Here is a 19,778-nt window from a genome sequence, read left to right as displayed (position 1 = left end):
GTAAAATGGGAAAATCAGGGAGAAAAACCAAGAATGCGCCCTTAACTCCGTGGTTAAGAGCGCATAGGTCCGGAATTATGCCGACAACAGCTTATTCATGCGACGGATAAACTGGTTTGGATCTTCCAGCGTGCCGCGTTCAGCCAGCAGCGCCTGATCCATCAGCAGATCGATCCATTCGGCGAATTGTTCGTTATCACCCACATCGGATGCGCGTTTGACCAACGCATGCTCCGGATTTAACTCGAAAATGTATTTCACTTCCGGCGCTTCCTGGCCCGCAGCGGCAAACAGTTTTGCCATCTGGGTGCTCATTTCATCGGCACCCGTGGTGACAATGGCCGGCGTATCGGTCAGGCGGTGCGTCAGGCGCACGTCCTTCACGCGATCGCCCAGCAGCGTCTTCACGCGGTCGACAAACGGCTCCAGCTGCTTCTCGGCGGCCTTCTGCTCTTCGGTTTCATCCGCCAGCTTGTCCAGCGCGTCGTCCGCCTTGCTGACCGACTGGAATGGCTTGCCGTCGAACTCAGTCAGGTAGCTCATCATCCATTCGTCGATACGATCGGAAAGCAGCAGCACTTCGATGCCTTTCTTGCGGAACAGCTCCAGGTGCGGGCTGCTCTTGGCGGCGGCATAGCTGTCGGCAGTGATGTAATAAATTTTATCCTGCCCTTCCGCCATGCGCCCGACGTACTCTTCCAGCGAGACGGTTTGCGCGGAGCTGTCGCCCTGGGTCGAAGCGAAGCGCAGCAGTTTGGCGATGGCCTCTTTGTTGCCGCCGTCTTCTGCCGGGCCTTCTTTCAGCACCAGGCCGAACTGCTGCCAGAACTTCTGGTAGCCTTCGGCATCGTCTTTAGCCAGTTTTTCCAGCATCTGCAGTACGCGCTTGGTCAGCGCGCCGCGCAGGTTTTGCGTCACGCGGCTGTCTTGCAGGATTTCACGCGAGACGTTCAGCGGCAGGTCGTTGGAATCTATCAGGCCGCGCACGAAACGCAGGTAGTTCGGCATGAACTGCTCGGCGTCGTCCATGATAAACACGCGCTGCACGTACAGCTTCAGGCCGTGTTTATGATCGCGGTTCCACATGTCCCACGGAGCCTGCGCCGGGATATACAGCAGGCTGGTGTATTCCTGCTTGCCTTCCACCCGGTTATGGCTCCAGCTCAGCGGATCGGTAAAGTCGTGAGCGATGTGCTTGTAGAACTCTTTGTACTCTTCGTCGGTGACGTCAGCCTTGCTGCGGGTCCACAGGGCTTGCGCCTTGTTGATCTTTTCCCAGGTGACGGTGCCGTCTTCTTCGTTTTTGCTTTCAATTTCAACCGGCAATGCGATGTGATCGGAATATTTGCCGATCACCGAACGCAGACGCCAGGCGTCGAGGTATTCATCTTCGCCTTCGCGGAGATGCAAGGTGATCTCGGTGCCGCGATCTTCTTTGGTGTCATCGGCAATAGTGTAATCGCCTTCGCCGACAGACTCCCAGAACACGCCCTGATCCGCCGCCGCGCCGGCGGCACGGGTACGCACGGTGACTTTATCCGCCACGATGAACGCCGAATAGAAACCGACGCCGAACTGGCCTATCAGTTGGCTGTCTTTGGCCTGGTCAGAACCGATAGATTCCAGGAATGATTTAGTACCTGATTTGGCGATGGTGCCGAGGTTCTCGATCACTTCGTCGCGGCTCATGCCGATGCCGTTATCGGCGATGGTCAGCGTACGCTGATCTTTATCGAAGGATAGGCGCACACGCAGCTCGCCGTCGCCTTCATACAACTCAGGCGCAGACAGCGCACGGAAGCGCAGCTTGTCGGCGGCATCCGAAGCGTTGGAGATAAGCTCGCGCAGGAAGATTTCTTTATTGGAGTACAGCGAATGAATCATCAAATGAAGCAGTTGTTTTACTTCAGACTGGAAACCGCGGGTTTCTTGACCTTTCATACTCAAATTACCTCAAAGACAGTGGCTACCAAAATCGGACAATGAGGAATAAGTGGGGACAAGCACGTTGTTTTTCAAGCGGCTGACGGGAGATTTTTGCGGGGAAATAACGGGGCCGCATGGACCCCGTCAGGGAAAACATTAAAACTTGATGACGTTGCGGCCGGCCAGCGAATGCGACAGCGTAGTGCCGTCGACCATCTCCAGCTCGCCGCCCACCGGCACGCCGTGGGCAATGCGGCTGGCAACCACACCATACTGACCGCACATTTCTGCGATGTAGTTGGCGGTTGCATCACCTTCCACCGTCGGATTAGTGGCCAGGATCACTTCGGTAATGCTTTCCTTATCCAGCCGTTGCTCCAACCGATCCAGACCGATATCGCCAGGCCCAATGCCGTCCATCGGCGACAGGTGGCCCATCAGCACAAAGTAGCGCCCGGCGAACTGGCCGGTCTGCTCGATGGCGTGAATATCAGCCGGGCTTTCCACCACGCAGATCTGGCCGTTTTGCAGACGGCGCGGATTGGCGCAAATGGTACAGATATCCTGCTCGGTGAAAGTGCGGCAATCGGCACAGTGGCCAATTTCCGACATGGCGCGGGTCAGCGCCTGCGCCAAGCGCATTCCGCCGCTGCGATCGCGCTGCAGCAGTTGAAACGCCATACGCTGGGCTGACTTCGGGCCAACGCCCGGCAGGCAACGCAACGCCTCCATTAATGTTTCAAGGAGCGGGCTGGTTTGCATCAGAACGGCATCTTAAAGCCAGGTGGCAACTGCATGCCGCTGGAAACAGACGCCATCTTCTCTTTCTGGGTTTCGTCGATGCGGCGCGCGGCGTCGTTAAACGCAGCGGCGATCAGGTCTTCCAGCATCTCTTTGTCGTCTTCCATCAGGCTTTGATCGATCTCCACACGACGGCAGTTGTGCGCGCCGTTGATGGTGACTTTCACCAGGCCGGCACCGGATTCGCCCGTCACTTCCAATTTGGCGACTTCTTCCTGCATCTGTTGCATCTTTTCTTGCATTTGCTGGGCTTGCTTCATCAGGTTGCCCAGACCGCCTTTACCAAACATAGTCGTCTCTCGTCGCTAGGGCCGCGCACTTTGCGCAGCGTTTAAAGGGGGCGAATACTCTCTTCATCCAGATCCGCGTCGAAAAAGCGGCGCAGCGTCTGGATATTGGTATCCGCAACGATGGACTGGCGCGCCTGCGCCAGTTTTTCTTCATAAATGGCTTGCCGCCACTCCAGCGGAGTCCGCTCCGCCGGATTATCGTCTTCCACCACGGTCAACTCAACCGGGCTGCCGTACAGCTCGCCGAGTGCGTCGGTCAGCACCTTCTGCGCCGAAGGCGAGTTCAGATGGCGCTGCGAAGACCGCAGGCGGAGACAAATTTTGCCTGGTTCCAGCTGTTGTTTCACGGCGTTCAACGCCAGTTGCTGCACCAGTTTCGGGATTTTCAGCTTATCGATCTCTGCCGCCCAGGGATCGCGCTCAAGCGACTCAACCACCAATTTGGCCGACAGCTCGGGCGTTTTCTCATGCTCCAGTGCAGTACGCAACGCTTTCGGCGTCGCCAGCGGTTCCGCCTCCGGTTCCGGCTCGGTCAGCGCCCGCCAACGGTAGGCTTCCGGCTTGGCCGGTTTTTCCTGCACCTGTTTTTCCGCCAGGCGCTGCTGGCTGCGCTCAGTCACTGAAGCCAAACGCTCCAGCGCTGAGTTTGCCGGCCGCGCTTTTCCAGGCGCCGCCGGCTCATTCTTTTTTGGTGTGGATGCTCCCTGCCGTAGCAGTTGGGTGCGCGCCTTTAATAACTGCGCGGTGGCATCCGGCAAATTCGCCGGTTGATTATTTTGCGGCGCGGCTTGCCCTAATGGCGGCGGCACGTCCTGAAACTGTGGCGGTTGGGCCGATGGGGCCTGCGGCTGCGCTATCTGCGCAGGGGCAATTTGCACCTGCGCCACCGGCTCCGGGATCACCGCTTTCGGGTGAAACGCCAACGCACGCAGCAGGGTCATCTCAACCCCCATGCGGCGATCCGGCGCAAAAGCCAGCTCTTTGCGCCCTACCAGCAGCGTTTGGTAATAAAGCTGTACGTCAGTCGGCGGCAAAGTGCGCGCCAGTTCACGCAGCCGCTGTTCAATGGCGGCGTAATGATTGTCCAGTACCGACGGCAACAATTGCACCATCGCAATGCGGTGCAACAACGCCAGCGTCTCGACCAGCAAATTTTCCCAATCTACGCCGCGAGAAGCCGCCTGCGCGACCTGCGCCATGACCTTTTCGCCGTCGGCGCTCACCAGCGCTTCAAGGATGGCCAGCGGTTGTTCGTCGTCCAGCGTGCCCAGCATTTGGCTTACGGTGGCGGTCGTCACCTGACCTTGCCCCATGGCAATCGCCTGGTCGGTCAGGCTGAGCGCGTCACGCATGCTGCCGTCGGCGGCGCGCGCCAACAGTTGCAAGGCACGTTGATCGCTGGTGATTTGCTCCGCCTGCAACACCGTTTCCAGTTGGTTGCGGATCTGATCGACATCCAGCGCTTTGAGATGGAATTGCAGGCAGCGTGACAGAATGGTCACCGGCAGCTTTTGCGGATCGGTGGTCGCCAGCAGGAACTTCACGTGCGAAGGCGGCTCTTCCAGCGTTTTCAACAGCGCATTGAAGCTGTGACGCGAGAGCATGTGCACTTCGTCAATCAGGTAAACTTTGAAACGGCCGCGGGCGGGCGCGTACTGGACGTTATCCAGCAGATCGCGGGTATCTTCCACCTTGGTTCTGGACGCGGCATCTATCTCGATCAGATCGACAAAACGCCCTTGCTCAATCTCGCGGCAGTTATCGCATTGGCCGCACGGCGTGGCGGTGATGCCGGTTTCACAGTTCAGGCCTTTGGCCAGCAGGCGCGCAATGGTGGTTTTACCCACGCCGCGCGTACCTGAAAACAGATAGGCGTGATGAATCCGCCCCAGCGAGAGGCCGTTAGCCAGCGCCGTCAGGACGTGTTCTTGTCCGACAACATCTGCAAACGTTTGAGGGCGCCACTTACGGGCAAGAACCTGATAGCTCATTAATACCGGAGAAGTCGAGGAATCTAGAGGGTCATGCTAACACAGCCCCGCGGCGATCCGCGAGGCCGTTATGGCATTGGGACAATGCAGGATCAGTGACCGGCGAAGTTGACCAGGCTGTAGCATTCGATGCCTTGCTTATTTAAACGGGCTTCACCGCCCAGCTCCGGCAGATTGATGATGAAGGCGGCATCGTTGACTTCCCCACCCAAGCGGCGGATCAGTTTCGCGGTGGCCTCAATGGTGCCCCCGGTCGCCAGCAGATCGTCAACCACCAGCACTTTATCGCCGGTAACGATGGCGTCGGTGTGGATCTCCAACTTATCGGTGCCGTATTCCAGCTCATAGCTCTCGCTGAGGGTCGCGCGCGGCAGCTTGCCCGGCTTGCGTACCGGCACAAAACCCACGCCCAACGCCAGCGCCACCGGGGCGCCAAACAGAAAACCGCGCGCTTCGGTGCCAACCACTTTGGTCACGCCCGCATCGCGATAACACTCAACCAGCAATTCGATGCTGGCCGCGTAAGCCAGCGGGTTTTCCAGCAGGCTGGTGACGTCACGGAACAGTATGCCCGGCTTTGGATAATCCGGAATGGTTTTGATACTGTCTTTAATAAACTGAAGCTGCTGCGCAGTAGCGGTCATAATTATTGCCTGATAAAACTGCCTGATGACTTGCGCGCAACCCTCTTCTTCCCGCCCATTATAAAGAGGGAATGGAAAGCAGGCCGCGCACGAAAACGCCCAAATCTATGCAAACTGGCGGACAAATGCAACTATCCCCGTCATCTTTCAAGTTACGGCGTTGTTGGCAGCGCTTGCGTCCGCCATGACTCCAGAACCGCCACGTCCCCATGCGGCGCCCCTCAATGCCTGGGGATGAACGAACGGGTCGCCCGGCTGCGACTTGAAAGCTGTCGGGTATAATAAGACAGGATCAGCGCTGTTTTTGTTGTGACAGATCAACAACCGGCAGACGCAGCATAAAGGTCAACAAGATAGCCAGCATCAGCAACAGCAATCCACGCACCCACCAGAGTTTAACCAGCCACAGCGAAACCGCAAACGTCAGCACAGTCACCGCTACCGCCTTCCATTTGGCCCCTGGCGGCAACGCACGGTGCTGTTGCCAATGGCGCAGATAAGTGCCGAACCAGGAGCGATGCAGCAGCCAATGGTGAAAGCGCGGCGACGAGCGGGCAAAACACCAGGCGGCCAGCAGCAGAAATGGCGTGGTCGGCAACAGCGGCAACGCCACGCCCAGCGTGGCCAGCACCACCGCCAGCCAACCGAGGATAATCAATAACCAGCGCGTCATGCGAGCCCTTGTCCGCTAATCTGTCTGGCGTTACTTTATCACCCTCCTCCCCTGCGTCACCAGCCGCAACGGCCGGAATATGCGCGCCGCGCTTGTTTAACGGCGGGATCGCGGGCAAGCTGAGCCCTGTGAAATTTTAATGGAGCCAACGTGAGCACTCACCGTCTATTACAGGTGTTAGAACAGCAGATCGCGGCATTGGCCGCCGAGGTGACGCCGCGCGGCGACGCGCCTATCCCTCAGGCGCGCTTTGACACCGCGCTGTTTTCCAATCGCGGCACCCGGTTGCGCGATTATCTGGCAGAAGTGCAAAGGAACTTCACCCAGTTGCAGACGGCGGCCAACGACAGCCGCACCAGCCAGGTCGCCTTTCTGGCAGAGAAGTTGGTGGCCCAGATCACCGCTCTGCAGCGCGAGCTGGCGACGCAGGCGTTGCGCCGTAAAAATCAGCCGAAAGAAGTGGCTGCGGTCGATTTGTATCACAAGCTGGCCGAACATCAGGATTATGAACGCCGGTTAATGTCGATGATTCAGGATCGGGAAAGCCTGCTGGGAAGGCAGACCACCTTTGCCGCACAGCAAAAATTGCAGCACGAACTGGCGGCGCTGGAAGGCAGATTGGTACGTTGCCGCCAGGCGCTGGCGCGCATAGAGCGCAGCATCGAGCGTAAAGAAAACGGTTTTTGAAGATTTATCACATTACTTTAATGATTATTCCCCGCCGCGCGCCTTGTTCACTATACTCAGCCGAAGCGACACCTTATTCATTCACCTACTAAACAAAAACGTTGGTTTTATGTCTCTAGATAATGCCTCACCGGAATTGCAGCTGGCGGTAGATCTGATTTACCTGCTGGAATGTAACGAGATCGATCCAGCCATCGCGCTGGCGGCGCTGGATATTGTCAAACGGGACTATCAGGAAAAACTGCAACGCAACGGCGTCACCACGCCCTACCTGCCCGTCGGGCAGTAAAAAGGGTTCAGCCTTGAATGCGCTGAACCCTCGTTTTCATTCCCTTATCCTGCCGACGGGCTGCCCCTGTCCTGCGACAGCGTCCGTTTCACTTCCTGTACCTCGTTACCCTGCTGGTTGTGCAAATACACTTCAAGCTGGTTGAAGGCGATATTAATGTCATTCTCCCGGCACAGGCGATCGATCGAACGGTTAAGCTCATCGACGGTATAGCTGCGGTCACGCAATTCACGAACATAAAGACGCAATTCGTGATCCAGCGTGCTGGCGCCAAAGTTAAGGAAGAAAACCTGCGGTTCCGGATCGGTCATCACCCGCGGGTTATCATGCGCCGCCTGCAACAGCACCGCCTTCACCTTGTCCAGATCGGAACCGTACGCCACCCCAACCTTGATCAACACCCGGGTAATGGTGTCTGACAGCGACCAGTTGATCAGCCGCTCGGTAACAAACGCCTTGTTCGGGATGATCACCTCTTTACGATCGAAATCGGTAATGGTGGTGGCGCGAATGCGGATTTTGCTGACCGAGCCGGAGAAAGTGCCGATAGTAATGGTGTCGCCGATGCGGATCGGCCGCTCGAACAGAATGATCAGGCCAGAAACAAAGTTGGCGAAAATCTCCTGCAGGCCGAAGCCCAGACCGACGGTCAACCCGGCGGCCAACCATTGTAGCTTATCCCAGGACACGCCCAGCGATCCGAGCGCGGTAACGGCGCCCACGGTGGTGATCAGATAGGTCAGTATAGTGGTGATGGCGTAAGACGCGCCTTGCCGCAGTTGCAGCCGCGACAGCACCACGACCTCCAGCAGGCCCGGCAAGTTGCGCGTCATGACATAAGCGACGATCACCGCCGCGATGGCCACCATCATGTTGCCCAGCGTCACCGCCTGCGGCACGCTGCCGCCGGCAACGGTGGTGGTGTAATGCCACAGCGTGATGCTGTCCAGATACGAAATCACCGTCACCAGATCTGACCAAATGCCGTAGAAGGCGCTGGCAAAGATGATGAACAGCACCATAGTGGTCAGACGCAACGACTGCTGGTTGATCTGATCCAGCGCCAAAGGTGCCTCCTCGACCGGCTCCCCGCCTTCTGCCCCCTCTTTCGCCAGGCTCTGGCGACGCGCCAGCGCGCGGCGGTAAGCCAAGCGGCGTGCCGCAACGCTCAGGCCGCGAATGGCGGTCAGATAAACGATGTTCCACAGGAAGAACAGATACAGACTGTCGATCCAGCGGCCGGCCAAACGCAACGTGGTGTAGAAATAACCGGCGAACATCAGGCCGAGCAGGATTAGCGGCGTGGCGGCAATGGCGGTGATAATCACCAGTTGCACCGCGTGCGAGCCTTTCTCGCGCCAGCCGTCACGGCACAGCGGAAACACCAGCACGGTAAGCAGTGCCAGCGTCAGTATCACCACCACCTGGCCAATAACATCCTCCACCAGCCGCAGCGGCGCTTTCTCGCCCAGCACCGACCAGAAAATCAGCGGCAGCAGCGCCAACCCCAGGCGCAGGGTCTGCCGGCGGTAGTGCGCGCACAAGCCGGTGGAAAAGTTGAAGTGGCGCTCGGTAACGCCGCCCGGTGCCAACGTACGGTAGGTAAAGCCGAAAATCAGCCAGAACAGCGCCAGTTGCTGCGACAATGCCCACAGAAAATCGCTGAGGCCGATTTCCGCTCGGTAACACCAGAAACCGGCACCAAGCAGCAGCGCCGAGCCGGGCAGCACTTTCAACAAGGTCAGCATAATGGCCTTCGGCGTGTGCAGTTGGCTGTCGCGTTTTAACTGCCCAACGTCGTTAGCCAGCTTTTGCAGGTGCGTATCGATCAACTTGTAGCGCCAGCGCAGCAGGACGATCAGAATCAGCATCGGAATCAGGAACACCAGCGCATTCAAACCGCCCTGCAGTATTTTGCCGGTGTCCAGTTTGAAATCGAGCGAGGCAATCTGATCTTTGACCGCCCCCGGCAAGGCTTTCAACCACGCCAGATCGATCGGTTTGTTACTGTTGACCCAGAATATTTGCTGGGTCAGCGTGTTTTGCAGCGAGCTGTAAACGCTGGTCAGTTGCTGCTGGTTAATCTGCAAGCTAATAGACTGCGCAAGCTGGTTGCTGAGCTGCTTATTCAACTGATCCAACAGCTCACGGCGCATATCGATGATTTCGTTCAGCGCATCAAGCACATCCGCGCTGGCTTTTTCTTTGCTGTCGGTAAGCAGCTTATTAATGTAGTCATCGCCCTTGAACAGATCGTCGCGCTGCTGGTTGATATCAAACTGCTCCAGGCGTAAATCGGCGATTCGCGTGCCCATATCCGCCACCAGCGTGCCCTGCGGCAAATTTTGCTGTTGCTGATACAGAATGCGCGACAGCACCAGGCTGCCTTTCAACACCTGGATCTGTTCCTTCAGATTACGCTCCGACTGCAGGCCGCGATCGAGCCAGTTCTTTACCCGGATATTCTGTTGAAACAGTACGTTGCTCTCTTCCGTGGCGGCAATCAGCCGCTGGCTGAGTTGGCGGTTGACGTCCAGCTCTTTACTGACCAACTGATCATGCTGAATATCCGTGGCGTCTTCCGGATTCTGCGCCTCTTTGGCGGTTTTTTCCGACAGCGTCAGGCGTTTGCTGTTAACCACTTCTTGCAGCAACTGCACCGAGCGGTCCAGCGCGTCGATGTGCCCGGTGGTGTAATCGCGCTGTTTCTGTAACAGGTCCTGCAGGGTGGTGTTGGCTTCCAGGCTCTTGCGTTGCAGATCAATCTGCGCATTGAGCAACACCTGCTCCGTTGCCAGCATCACCTGCTGGCTGTCGCGCAGCGAGTTTTGTCCCGGCGTCTGGTCGTTGAGCTGGTTGCGGATCTCCTGCAGACGCTGCGACGCGGTATACATGCTGCTTTGCACCCGTTCCGGCTGGGTCTGCAGCGAAACCAGTTGGCTGTTATAAGTGGAGAGGTTTTCCTGCGCGGTTTGCAGTTCGTCCAGCGTCTGATAAAGGCGGGTTTCCAGTTGGCGCAGGGAGAGCGGCAGCAGATCGGCTCTGGCCGCCGCGCTATCCACGGGGACCTTCAGCGCATCCAGATCCTCGGTCACCTGGCGCAGTTTGCCCGGCGCCAACTGCACCTGCTGTTTAAGCTCAGCGCCATCCTGTTTGACGCGTTCGAGGGCGTCCAGCAGTTCGAGCGTGCGCGTCAGATCCTGCTGGGCGAGCTTATTGACCGGCGTCAGCGTCTTCTGCTTATTCAGCGCATCAAGCTGATTTTGAATGTCGCTGCGCGACGGCACATCGCCGTTCGACGCCGCATGGGCAACAGGCTGGCAGACCGCACAAACGGCGATCAATAAAAACAGGGTCAGGGCGCGGGAAATATCCACACCGAAGAACGAGGATAACGCCAGAAAAGGACGTTTAGCTAACCTGCGATACATGATTTGACTTCGAATCGATAAAGAAGCCAAAAGATTATCACGATCGCAGATAGCCAACGAATAGGAAAACGTTGCTGGTGATGTACAGATGTAGCGGGATCAGAACGTCAGCACTTTTCCGGCGGCCAGCGTCCATTGCGCGAGTTCCGTCAGCGTACCGATTTCCACCCCGTCTGCCAGCGGTAACCGGCTGACGCCGCGCGCATCTGCGCAGGTTTTGCACAGTTTTACCGGCACCTGCTGCGCGGTGAGGATCTCCAGCATCTGCTGCAGATGATAGCCTTCGTGCGGTTGCTGCCCGGCAAGACCAGCTACCACGGCATCTGACATCAAAAACAGTTTCAGATTGAGGTCGGCCTGCTGCTCTTTCAGCGCAATGCCCAGACGCAAGGCGTTAAACAGTGATTCCTGGCCATAGGCCGCGCCACTTGCGATCAACACAACGGATGACATGGTGCATCTCCTTTTAAGGATGACAGTCGGCACTGTGCGGCTCGGCCGCCTGCTCTGCCGGTTTTGCCCGTAAGGTCGGGCAGTATTGGGCCATTTCGAGGAACGAATCGACCAAGGCCCCCGCTTCGGCTTTCAGATCAAAACTTTCCGGCATAAACAGCCAGTTTTCCATCAGTCCGGTAATATAAGCGCGCAGGATGATCGCCGCGCGGCGGGTATTGAGATCGGCGGGAAGCTGGCCGTGACGCATGCTGTTGCGCAGCACCGACTCGATACGTTCGTAGCCTTCCAAACTCAGCACTTTGCGCGCTTCCTGCAGCGGTACCATTTCACCGACAAATTCGCACTTGTGGAATACGATCTCCATCAGCGCTCGCCGGCGGCTGTCATCGACCGTCGCCGTCAGTATATAAATTAGTATTTCACGTAAAATACGCAGTGGATTCTCGGGGTACTTTGCCTGATACTCTAATTCGAGATCGCCTATTTTCGACTCTGACAATTCCCAAACTTCGTTAAACAGGTCTACCTTATTCTTGAAGTGCCAATAAATAGCACCACGAGTAACACCGGCAGCGGTGGCAATATCTGTCAGTGACGTTGCGGAAACGCCACGTTCAGAAAATTCCTGCACCGCAGCATCGAGAATGTGCTGTCGTGTTTCTAGCGCCTGCTGTTTGGTTTTTCGTGCCATGGCGTTGTTTTTTCGGGGGAGTGTGATTTACATACATTCGCGTATGTATGTACCATAGCACGCACATATAATTAACGCAGCAATGGGTTTTAAAGCTTGTGATCCATTGATCATTTTGAAATCGGACACTTGAGGTTTTTCTATGAACAAAAACAGAGGGTTAACGCCTCTGGCGGCAGTTCTGATGCTTTCAGGCAGCTTAGTACTTACAGGATGTAACGATAAAGAAACCCAACAACAAGGCGCCCAACCACCGGCTCCCGAAGTGGGCGTAGTGACATTGAAGGCCGAGCCTCTCAACATTACTACCGATCTTCCTGGCCGTACTGCTGCGTATCGTATCGCCGAAGTTCGCCCTCAGGTCAGCGGTATCATCCTGAAGCGCAATTTTGTTGAAGGCAGTGACATCAAGGCAGGGTCTTCCCTGTATCAGATCGATCCCGCCACCTATCAAGCTACCTATGACAGCGCCAAAGGCGATCTGGCCAAATCTCAAGCCAGCGCTTCGATCGCGCGCGTAACGGTGAACCGCTACAAGCCTTTGCTGGGCACCAACTACATCAGTAAACAGGATTACGACACCGCAGTTTCCACGCTGCAGCAGGCAGAAGCCGCCGTGGTGGCCTCGAAAGCCGCAGTGGAAACCGCTCGCATCAACCTGGCTTACACCAAAGTGACCTCACCGATCTCCGGCCGCATCGGCAAATCCGCCGTGACCGAAGGCGCGTTGGTCACCAACGGCCAGACCACGGCGCTGTCTACCGTGCAACAGCTGGATCCGATGTACGTGGACGTCACCCAATCGAGCAACGATTTCCTGCGCCTGAAACAAGAGCTGGCCAGCGGTGCGCTGAAACAGGAAAACGGCAAAGCCAAGGTGACCCTGCTGCTGGAAAACGGGGCGGAATATGCCCAGGCAGGCACGCTGGAGTTCTCTGACGTCACCGTTGATGAAACCACCGGTTCCATCACCATTCGCGCAGTGTTCCCTAACCCGAACGATACGCTGTTGCCGGGGATGTTCGTTCGCGCGCGTCTGGACGAAGGCGTACGCAGCGATGCATTGCTGGTGCCGCAACAGGGCGTGACGCGTAACCCACGCGGCGAAGCTACCGCGATGGTGGTGGGCGCTGACAATAAAGTCGAGTTGCGCACGCTGAAAGCGGATCAGGCTATCGGCGACAAATGGCTGGTTACCGACGGTTTGAAAGCCGGCGATCGCGTAATTGTCACCGGCCTGATGAAAGTCCGCCCGGGCGCTCAGGTGAAAGTGCAGGAAGTTGACACTCAGGCGCAGAAACAGCCGCAGTCTGAAGCGCAGAAGTCATAAAAAGGAGCCGGTAAGACATGGCTAAGTTCTTTATAGATCGCCCGATTTTCGCCTGGGTAATCGCCATCATCGTCATGTTGGCGGGAGTGCTTGCAATAATGAAACTGCCGATCGCGCAGTATCCCACTATTGCACCACCGGCGGTGAGTATTTCCGCCAACTATCCAGGCGCGGATGCAAAAACGGTGCAGGACACCGTGACCCAGATTATCGAACAGAACATGAACGGTATCGATAATCTGATGTACATGTCCTCCACCAGTGATTCCTCTGGTAGCGTCACCATTACGCTGACATTCAACTCCGGCACCGACCCTGACATCGCGCAGGTTCAGGTCCAGAACAAACTGTCGCTGGCTACGCCGCTGTTACCGCAAGAAGTGCAGCAGCAAGGCCTGAAAGTAGAAAAATCCAGCAGCAGCTTCCTGATGGTAGCCGGCTTCATTTCCGACGATCCGAACATGACTCAGGACGACATCGCGGACTATGTAGCCTCAAACATCAAGGATCCTATCAGCCGTTCACAGGGCGTGGGTGAAGTGCAGCTGTTTGGTGCTCAGTACGCCATGCGCATCTGGCTGGATCCGGGCAAGCTGAACAATTTCCAACTGACCACGACGGACGTGACGTCCGCCATCACCGAGCAGAACAACCAGATCGCCGCAGGGCAATTGGGCGGGATGCCACCGGTACCGGGCCAGCAGCTTAACGCCTCCATCATCGCGCAGACCCGTCTGACCTCTCCTGAAGAGTTCGGCAAAATTCTGCTCAAGGTGAATGCGGACGGCTCTCAGGTTCGCCTGAAAGACGTGGCTCGCATTGAGCGCGGCGGCGAAAGCTATGCCGTAACCGCACGGTATAACGGCAAACCGGCGGCGGGCCTGGGTATCAAACTGGCTACCGGCGCCAACGCCCTGAACACCGCCAAAGCGGTAAAAGACGCGTTAACCAAGATGCAACCGTTCTTCCCTCAGGGGATGAAAGTGGTTTATCCGTACGACACCACCCCGTTCGTCAAGATTTCGATCAACGAAGTGGTGAAAACGCTGTTCGAAGCGATCGTGCTGGTATTCCTGGTTATGTATCTGTTCCTGCAGAACTTCCGCGCGACGCTGATCCCAACCATCGCGGTGCCGGTCGTCTTGCTGGGCACCTTTGCGATACTGGCGGCCTTTGGCTTCTCGATAAACACCCTGACGATGTTCGGCATGGTGCTGGCGATAGGCTTGCTGGTGGATGACGCCATCGTGGTGGTGGAAAACGTCGAGCGCGTAATGTCCGAAGAGGGACTGCCGCCGAAAGAAGCGACCAAGAAATCGATGGAGCAAATCCAGGGTGCGTTGGTCGGTATCGCCATGGTGCTGTCGGCAGTATTCGTACCTATGGCATTCTTCGGCGGTTCAACCGGCGCGATCTACCGTCAGTTCTCCATCACCATCGTTTCCGCGATGGCGCTGTCGGTGCTGGTGGCGTTGATTCTTACGCCGGCGCTGTGCGCCACCCTGCTGAAACCGGTGCAAAAAGGCGACCACGGGGCTAAAACCGGCTTCTTCGGCTGGTTTAACCGCATGTTCGAAAAGAGCACCCACCACTATACCGACAGCGTAGCCAGCATCCTGCGCAGCACCGGTCGCTATCTGGTGATCTACCTGTTGATCGTCGTCGGCATGGGCCTGCTGTTCCTGCGCCTGCCGTCCTCGTTCCTGCCGGAAGAAGACCAGGGCATCCTGCTGACCATGGTGCAGTTGCCTGCGGGCGCCACCGAGGCTCGAACCTCGAAGGTGCTGGAAGAAGTCACCGACTACTTCCTGACCAAAGAAAAAGACAACGTGGTTTCGGTGTTTACCGTTGCGGGCTTCGGCTTTAACGGTAACGGCCAGAACAACGGTCTGTCGTTCGTCAGCCTGAAAGACTGGTCCGAGCGTAGCGGAGAGCAGAATAAAGTGCCGGCGATTGCAGGCCGCGCCATGGGCGCGTTCTCGCAAATCAAAGACGGCCTGGTATTCCCGTTCAACCTGCCTGCGATTATCGAACTGGGTACCGCTACCGGTTTTGACTTCCAGCTGATTGACCAGGGTGGCCTGGGGCATGAGAAACTGACCGAAGCGCGTAACCAACTGCTGGGGATGGCGGCACAGCATCCGGACCTGCTGGTCGGCATGCGTCCTAACGGCCTGGAAGATACGCCGCAGTTCAAACTGATTATCGATCAGGAAAAAGCCAAGGCGTTGGGCGTCAGCATCACCACCATCAACAGCACGCTGACCACCGCGTTGGGTGGCTCGTACGTGAACGACTTCATCGATCGCGGTCGTGTGAAGAAGGTTTACGTGCAGGCTGAAGCACCGTTCCGTATGTTGCCAGAGGACATCAACAAGTGGTTTGTCCGCGGCACCAGTGGCCAGATGGTTCCGTTCTCCGCGTTCTCGTCAGCGAAATGGGAGTACGGTTCACCGCGTCTGGAACGTTATAACGGCCTGCCTTCCATGGAAATTCTGGGGCAGGCGGCACCGGGCAAAAGTACCGGTGAAGCAATGAACATGATGGAAGAGCTGTCCTCCAAGCTGCCGAGCGGCATCGGTTACGATTGGACCGGTATGTCCTACCAGGAACGTCTGTCCGGTAACCAGGCCCCTGCCCTGTACGCCATCTCGATTCTGGTGGTGTTCTTGTGCCTGGCAGCGCTGTATGAAAGCTGGTCGATTCCATTCTCGGTCATGCTGGTTCTGCCTTTGGGGGTTATCGGCGCATTGCTGGCGGCCACCATGCGCGGCCTGAACAATGACGTTTACTTCCAGGTGGGGCTGTTGACCACCATCGGCCTGTCAGCGAAGAACGCCATCTTGATAGTCGAATTCGCCAAGGATCTGATGGATAAAGAAGGCAAAGGCCTGGTAGAAGCCACGCTGGAAGCGGTGCGCATGCGTCTGCGCCCGATTCTGATGACCTCACTGGCATTCATCCTCGGGGTACTGCCGCTGGTTATCAGCAGCGGTGCAGGCTCCGGCGCTCAGAACGCGGTAGGTACCGGCGTTATGGGCGGGATGATTACCGCTACCGTGCTGGCCATCTTCTTCGTTCCGGTGTTCTTCGTGGTGGTTCGCCGCCGCTTCAGCAAGAAGTCTGAAGATGTGGAACACAGCCATCCGGTCGAGCATCACTGATAACCCAGTGAGCGCTTACCACTGAACACAAAGGCCGCTTATGCGGCCTTTTTCTTTTGCTTCATTCGCTTAATGCAAACCACTCTCGTTAATTCGCCTGCTGCGGCATTTTGTACTTGATCCGCCCCGTCGTGCGGCGCATAATAATTGTTATAGTATAACATTACACTGGAGTGCATCATGAAAGCAGGCATCCATCCAAACTACCGTACCGTGGTATTCCACGATCTGAGCGCCAATACCTACTTTAAAGTGGGCTCGACCATTAACACCGATCGCACCATTGAACTTGATGGCGAAAACTGGCCGTACGTCACTATCGACGTCTCTTCTGCGTCGCATCCGTATTACACCGGCAAGCAGAAAGAGTTCTCCAAAGAAGGCAGCACGGCGCGCTTCCAGCAGCGTTTTGGCCGCTTTCTCGGCAGCAAGTAAAAGGGAATCAATATGCAGGTTTTAAGTTCATTGCGTTCGGCGAAGAATCGCCATCCGGATTGCAAAGTCGTACGCCGTAATGGCCGTATCTATGTGATTTGTAAAACCAACCCGCGATTCAAAGCGGTACAGGGACGTAAGAAAAAGCGTTAACGTTTGAAGTGTCATCTGTCGCAAAGCCCCGCTGCTGCTCAACGGGGCTTTTTTATGGAGAAAGGAAACTGAAACGCAACCTGTGGCCCTGCCTTAACCGCAGAGCCACTACGGTTTATTTCATGCTGCCTAACAGCGTATCGACGTTGTGCTGGAACGCCTGTACATAGGTCGCCGCCGGCCCTTGCGGTTTGGACAGTGCCTCTGGATACAGTTCACCGCCGGCTTTCGCTCCGGTGGCGGCGGCAATCTGTTTCACCAGCCGCGGATCGGTTTGGTTTTCAATAAAATAGGCATTAACCTTCTCCTGTTTGATCTGCTTGATCAAACCGGCCACGTCGCTGGCGCTGGCTTCGGCCTCGGTAGAGAAACCGACCGGGGCAAGGAAGGTGACGCCATATTCTTGCCCAAAGTAACCAAAAGCATCATGGCTGGTCAGCACCTTGCGTTTTTGTTGCGGTACCGCGGCAAACCGGGTCTTGGCCCAGAGATCCAATTTCTGCAACTGCTGGATATATTCCGAACCGCGCTGGCGAAAATAATTAGCGTCTTGCGGATCGGCGGCAATCAGCGCATTCATCACGTTGGTTGCGTACTGCACCCCATTCTTCATGCTGTTCCAGGCATGGGGATCTGTGACTTCCTTGCCATCTTCGCTCATCTGGCGGGTGTCGATCCCCTGCGATGCGGTAACCACCGGCCCTTGATATCCCGAGGCACCGACCAGACGATCGATCCAACCCTCCAGCCCAAGCCCGCTGACGAACACCACGTCAGCCTGCGACAATACCTTGCTGTCTTTCGGCGAGGGTTCAAAGCTGTGCGGATCGCCGTCCGGCCCCACCAGTGTGGTGACCCTGACATGTTCTCCCCCCACCTGCTTCACGATATCGCCGAGGATCGAAAAGCTGGCGACGGCATCAACGGTTTTCGCCATCGCCAATGGGCTGGACAGCAGAGCAGCGACCGCCAGCGAAATAGGTAAACGTTTCATACTTTCTCCTTGAACTTGGTACTTATCAACGGCGCGCGCGGGAATAAATCCCCCCACGCGTTCCAAACAGAATCGATCCAAAAAAGATCACGCTGGCGCTGAGCACAATCGCCGGGCCGGCGGGCAAGGAGGCGTAATAAGACCATTCGAGGCCAATCAGGCTTGAGAGCATGCCTATCCCCATCGCTACTGCCAACGTATGCGGCAGGTTACGCGCCCAAAAACGCGCGCTGGCGGCGGGCAGCATCATCAACCCCACCGACATCAGCGTGCCGAGGATCTGGAACCCCGCTACCAGGTTTATCACCACCAGCGCCAGAAACAGCCCGTGTATCAACGCCAGCCAACGCGGCGCACTGACGCGCAAAAAGGTGGCGTCAAAAGACTCAATCACCAGGGCGCGATACAACACCGCCAGTGCCAACAGCGAAAAACTGGCTATCGCCCCCACCATCAGAATGGCGTTTGTGTCCACCGCCAGAATAGAACCGAACAGCACGTGCAGCAGATCGACGCTGGAACCGCGCAGTGAGACCAGCGTCACCCCCAGCGCCAATGAACCCAGATAAAAACCGGCGAAACTGGCATCTTCTTTCAGCGGTGTCCGGCGGCTGACCAGCCCCGATAGCATCGCCACCGCCAGCCCGGCGATAAATCCGCCAACGCCCATCGCCACCAGCGACATGCCTGAAATCAGGTAACCTATCGCCGCCCCGGGCAGCACCGCATGGGACAACGCATCGCCGACCAGGCTCATACGCCGCAATAACAGAAACACCCCCAGCGGCGCGGCGCTGAGCGACAGCGCAAAACAGGCCACCAGCGCACGGCGCATAAAACCGAATGAGGCAAAGGGATCGAGGAGAGGATCAAGCAGCATCATGGCGCTACCACCCTCAGGCACGGGGGCCGGCTGGCGACGTTCAGCGCCGGAATATGCTCCAGCACCCGATCGGCATCGCCCCAATGGCAGCACTGTGGCGTTAACAGCAACGCCTGAGGAAAATGATTGGCCACCATCGACATATCGTGCAGCACGGCAATCACCGTTCGCCCCTGTTGGTGCAGTTGTGCGATCACCTGCAGCAATAACTGGGTGGTCGTGCTGTCGATGCCGGTAAAAGGTTCATCCAATAAAATCAGCGGTGCCTGCTGGACCAGCAGGCGAGCAAACAGCACGCGTTGCATCTGGCCACCTGAAAGTTCGCCTACCGGGCTTCTCGCCATCGGCGCCATGCCTACGGCATCCAGCGCCTCGACAATCTGCAACCCGGCGCGCTTGTTCAGCCCACCGAACATGCCGCACTGCGGCCAGCTTCCCATTGCCACCAGATCGCTCACTACGATCGGAAACTGACGATCCAGCTCAGCCTGCTGCGGCAGATATGCCATGCGCGGTAACTTGTTGCCGCTGAAAAGCAGGCTGCCGCTCTGCAAGGGTAAAAGCCCGGCCAAGGTTTTCAGTAACGTAGACTTCCCCGCGCCGTTAATTCCCACCACCGCCGTCAAAGAGCCGGCAGCGAAATGTCCGCTAAGCGGGGGAAACAGCGGTGTGCCGCCATAACCAATCACGGCCTGTTGCAGCGTAATCATGGCAGCAATACCGCCCAGCGAATGCCCAGCCAGAGCAGGATCAACAGCGCTACAGCAATACCGCAGCGCAATCCCGCCGATGCGGTGAACAGGGAGTGCAGTGACGATACGGCGTCATTTTGATGGGGTGCAGGTGTCAGTTTCATAGCCTGAGTGAAGAAAAGATATTGTTATAATATAACATCACAAACTCATCAACGACTCAAGCGCTCACCCAGTGATTTATGTAA

The 19,778-nt window shown here is 56.9% G+C and carries 19 protein-coding genes and 1 other annotated feature; of the genes, 6 read left to right on the top strand and 13 right to left on the bottom strand.

Going from position 1 to position 19,778, the window contains the following annotated elements; translation table 11 throughout:
* Positions 1–75: 75 nt before the first annotated feature.
* The 6 genes from htpG to JK621_RS04245 all read right to left on the bottom strand — a co-directional run bounded on the left by htpG (position 76) and on the right by JK621_RS04245 (position 6,325).
* Complete coding sequence (htpG, locus tag JK621_RS04270) at positions 76–1,941, bottom strand: molecular chaperone HtpG (protein WP_212558766.1); 1,866 nt, start codon at positions 1,939–1,941, stop codon at positions 76–78.
* 141 nt (positions 1,942–2,082) lie between these two features.
* Positions 2,083–2,688: a recombination mediator RecR gene (recR, locus tag JK621_RS04265; protein ID WP_212558765.1), complete on the bottom strand. Its 606-nt coding sequence runs from the start codon at positions 2,686–2,688 to the stop codon at positions 2,083–2,085.
* Complete coding sequence (locus JK621_RS04260) at positions 2,688–3,017, bottom strand: YbaB/EbfC family nucleoid-associated protein (protein ID WP_004949379.1); 330 nt, start codon at positions 3,015–3,017, stop codon at positions 2,688–2,690. The genes recR and JK621_RS04260 overlap by 1 nt, the downstream gene beginning before the upstream one ends.
* A gap of 41 nt (positions 3,018–3,058) precedes the next feature.
* Positions 3,059–5,008, bottom strand: coding sequence for a DNA polymerase III subunit gamma/tau (gene dnaX / locus JK621_RS04255; protein ID WP_212558764.1), 1,950 nt, complete (start codon positions 5,006–5,008; stop codon positions 3,059–3,061).
* Positions 3,662–3,726, bottom strand: a sequence feature (DnaX frameshifting element). Its footprint overlaps the gene before it by 65 nt.
* Before the next feature lie 92 nt (positions 5,009–5,100).
* Entirely contained in the window at positions 5,101–5,652 is a 552-nt protein-coding gene (gene apt / locus JK621_RS04250; RefSeq protein ID WP_212558763.1) for an adenine phosphoribosyltransferase, read from the bottom strand.
* Positions 5,653–5,944: 292 nt separating this feature from the next.
* Positions 5,945–6,325 carry a DUF454 family protein gene (locus JK621_RS04245; RefSeq protein WP_212558762.1) on the bottom strand — a complete coding sequence of 127 codons (381 nt, stop codon included), beginning with the start codon at positions 6,323–6,325 and terminating at the stop codon, positions 5,945–5,947.
* Between the two features lie 150 nt (positions 6,326–6,475).
* Here JK621_RS04245 and priC point away from each other — a divergent pair, with 150 nt between their 5' ends.
* A complete protein-coding gene (priC, locus tag JK621_RS04240; protein WP_212558761.1) occupies positions 6,476–7,012 on the top strand; it encodes a primosomal replication protein PriC in 537 nt (178 codons plus the stop codon).
* 109 nt (positions 7,013–7,121) lie between these two features.
* Positions 7,122–7,301 (top strand): pleiotropic regulatory protein RsmS, encoded by a 180-nt coding sequence (gene rsmS, locus JK621_RS04235; RefSeq protein WP_126480765.1) that lies wholly within the window; start codon positions 7,122–7,124, stop codon positions 7,299–7,301.
* 44 nt (positions 7,302–7,345) lie between these two features.
* Here the strand turns inward: rsmS and mscK are convergent, their stop codons facing one another.
* From mscK to acrR, 3 genes are all read right to left on the bottom strand, one after another.
* Positions 7,346–10,732 (bottom strand): mechanosensitive channel MscK, encoded by a 3,387-nt coding sequence (gene mscK, locus JK621_RS04230; RefSeq protein WP_212558760.1) that lies wholly within the window; start codon positions 10,730–10,732, stop codon positions 7,346–7,348.
* Between the two features lie 99 nt (positions 10,733–10,831).
* Complete coding sequence (locus JK621_RS04225) at positions 10,832–11,185, bottom strand: DsrE/DsrF/TusD sulfur relay family protein (protein ID WP_126480761.1); 354 nt, start codon at positions 11,183–11,185, stop codon at positions 10,832–10,834.
* 13 nt (positions 11,186–11,198) lie between these two features.
* Positions 11,199–11,879: a multidrug efflux transporter transcriptional repressor AcrR gene (gene acrR / locus JK621_RS04220; protein WP_212558759.1), complete on the bottom strand. Its 681-nt coding sequence runs from the start codon at positions 11,877–11,879 to the stop codon at positions 11,199–11,201.
* A 142-nt stretch (positions 11,880–12,021) separates the two neighbouring features.
* On the opposite strand from acrR, the gene sdeX reads away from it, so the two are divergent.
* The 4 genes from sdeX to ykgO all read left to right on the top strand — a co-directional run bounded on the left by sdeX (position 12,022) and on the right by ykgO (position 16,961).
* Entirely contained in the window at positions 12,022–13,209 is a 1,188-nt protein-coding gene (gene sdeX / locus JK621_RS04215; protein WP_212558758.1) for a multidrug efflux RND transporter periplasmic adaptor subunit SdeX, read from the top strand.
* Between the two features lie 17 nt (positions 13,210–13,226).
* Positions 13,227–16,373 (top strand): multidrug efflux RND transporter permease subunit SdeY, encoded by a 3,147-nt coding sequence (sdeY, locus tag JK621_RS04210; RefSeq protein WP_212558757.1) that lies wholly within the window; start codon positions 13,227–13,229, stop codon positions 16,371–16,373.
* Between the two features lie 180 nt (positions 16,374–16,553).
* Positions 16,554–16,808: a type B 50S ribosomal protein L31 gene (locus JK621_RS04205; RefSeq protein ID WP_004949355.1), complete on the top strand. Its 255-nt coding sequence runs from the start codon at positions 16,554–16,556 to the stop codon at positions 16,806–16,808.
* Between the two features lie 12 nt (positions 16,809–16,820).
* Positions 16,821–16,961 carry a type B 50S ribosomal protein L36 gene (gene ykgO, locus JK621_RS04200; protein ID WP_006322277.1) on the top strand — a complete coding sequence of 47 codons (141 nt, stop codon included), beginning with the start codon at positions 16,821–16,823 and terminating at the stop codon, positions 16,959–16,961.
* A gap of 115 nt (positions 16,962–17,076) precedes the next feature.
* On the opposite strand, the gene JK621_RS04195 is transcribed toward ykgO, so the two are convergent.
* From JK621_RS04195 to JK621_RS04180, 4 genes are read right to left on the bottom strand one after another with little or no spacing between them, the layout of a single operon-like run.
* Positions 17,077–17,955 (bottom strand): metal ABC transporter substrate-binding protein, encoded by an 879-nt coding sequence (locus tag JK621_RS04195; protein ID WP_212558756.1) that lies wholly within the window; start codon positions 17,953–17,955, stop codon positions 17,077–17,079.
* 25 nt (positions 17,956–17,980) lie between these two features.
* Positions 17,981–18,838: a metal ABC transporter permease gene (locus JK621_RS04190; RefSeq protein ID WP_212558755.1), complete on the bottom strand. Its 858-nt coding sequence runs from the start codon at positions 18,836–18,838 to the stop codon at positions 17,981–17,983.
* Complete coding sequence (locus JK621_RS04185; protein ID WP_212558754.1) at positions 18,835–19,548, bottom strand: metal ABC transporter ATP-binding protein; 714 nt, start codon at positions 19,546–19,548, stop codon at positions 18,835–18,837. Before JK621_RS04185 ends, JK621_RS04190 begins: the two co-directional genes overlap by 4 nt.
* Positions 19,545–19,694 (bottom strand): hypothetical protein, encoded by a 150-nt coding sequence (locus tag JK621_RS04180; protein ID WP_212558753.1) that lies wholly within the window; start codon positions 19,692–19,694, stop codon positions 19,545–19,547. The genes JK621_RS04185 and JK621_RS04180 overlap by 4 nt, the downstream gene beginning before the upstream one ends.
* Between the last annotated feature and the right edge of the window lie 84 nt (positions 19,695–19,778).

The sequence above is a fragment of the Serratia plymuthica genome (assembly GCF_018336935.1).
GTDB lineage: Bacteria > Pseudomonadota > Gammaproteobacteria > Enterobacterales > Enterobacteriaceae > Serratia > Serratia plymuthica_B.
Note: the sequence above shows the minus strand (reverse complement) of the source record. Positions and strands in the feature narration are given on the sequence as shown.

What these genes read in the sequence shown, in the direction of transcription:
- sdeY (WP_212558757.1), top strand. Translation starts at nt 13,227, where the DNA reads ATGGCTAAGTTCTTTATAGATCGCCCGATTTTCGCCTGGGTAATCGCC.
- JK621_RS04180 (WP_212558753.1), bottom strand. Translation starts at nt 19,694, where the DNA reads ATGAAACTGACACCTGCACCCCATCAAAATGACGCCGTATCGTCACTG.
- JK621_RS04205 (WP_004949355.1), top strand. Translation starts at nt 16,554, where the DNA reads ATGAAAGCAGGCATCCATCCAAACTACCGTACCGTGGTATTCCACGAT.
- acrR (WP_212558759.1), bottom strand. Translation starts at nt 11,879, where the DNA reads ATGGCACGAAAAACCAAACAGCAGGCGCTAGAAACACGACAGCACATT.
- rsmS (WP_126480765.1), top strand. Translation starts at nt 7,122, where the DNA reads ATGTCTCTAGATAATGCCTCACCGGAATTGCAGCTGGCGGTAGATCTG.
- apt (WP_212558763.1), bottom strand. Translation starts at nt 5,652, where the DNA reads ATGACCGCTACTGCGCAGCAGCTTCAGTTTATTAAAGACAGTATCAAA.
- recR (WP_212558765.1), bottom strand. Translation starts at nt 2,688, where the DNA reads ATGCAAACCAGCCCGCTCCTTGAAACATTAATGGAGGCGTTGCGTTGC.
- JK621_RS04260 (WP_004949379.1), bottom strand. Translation starts at nt 3,017, where the DNA reads ATGTTTGGTAAAGGCGGTCTGGGCAACCTGATGAAGCAAGCCCAGCAA.
- JK621_RS04195 (WP_212558756.1), bottom strand. Translation starts at nt 17,955, where the DNA reads ATGAAACGTTTACCTATTTCGCTGGCGGTCGCTGCTCTGCTGTCCAGC.
- JK621_RS04225 (WP_126480761.1), bottom strand. Translation starts at nt 11,185, where the DNA reads ATGTCATCCGTTGTGTTGATCGCAAGTGGCGCGGCCTATGGCCAGGAA.
- sdeX (WP_212558758.1), top strand. Translation starts at nt 12,022, where the DNA reads ATGAACAAAAACAGAGGGTTAACGCCTCTGGCGGCAGTTCTGATGCTT.
- ykgO (WP_006322277.1), top strand. Translation starts at nt 16,821, where the DNA reads ATGCAGGTTTTAAGTTCATTGCGTTCGGCGAAGAATCGCCATCCGGAT.
- JK621_RS04190 (WP_212558755.1), bottom strand. Translation starts at nt 18,838, where the DNA reads ATGATGCTGCTTGATCCTCTCCTCGATCCCTTTGCCTCATTCGGTTTT.
- mscK (WP_212558760.1), bottom strand. Translation starts at nt 10,732, where the DNA reads ATGTATCGCAGGTTAGCTAAACGTCCTTTTCTGGCGTTATCCTCGTTC.
- JK621_RS04185 (WP_212558754.1), bottom strand. Translation starts at nt 19,548, where the DNA reads ATGATTACGCTGCAACAGGCCGTGATTGGTTATGGCGGCACACCGCTG.
- htpG (WP_212558766.1), bottom strand. Translation starts at nt 1,941, where the DNA reads ATGAAAGGTCAAGAAACCCGCGGTTTCCAGTCTGAAGTAAAACAACTG.
- JK621_RS04245 (WP_212558762.1), bottom strand. Translation starts at nt 6,325, where the DNA reads ATGACGCGCTGGTTATTGATTATCCTCGGTTGGCTGGCGGTGGTGCTG.
- dnaX (WP_212558764.1), bottom strand. Translation starts at nt 5,008, where the DNA reads ATGAGCTATCAGGTTCTTGCCCGTAAGTGGCGCCCTCAAACGTTTGCA.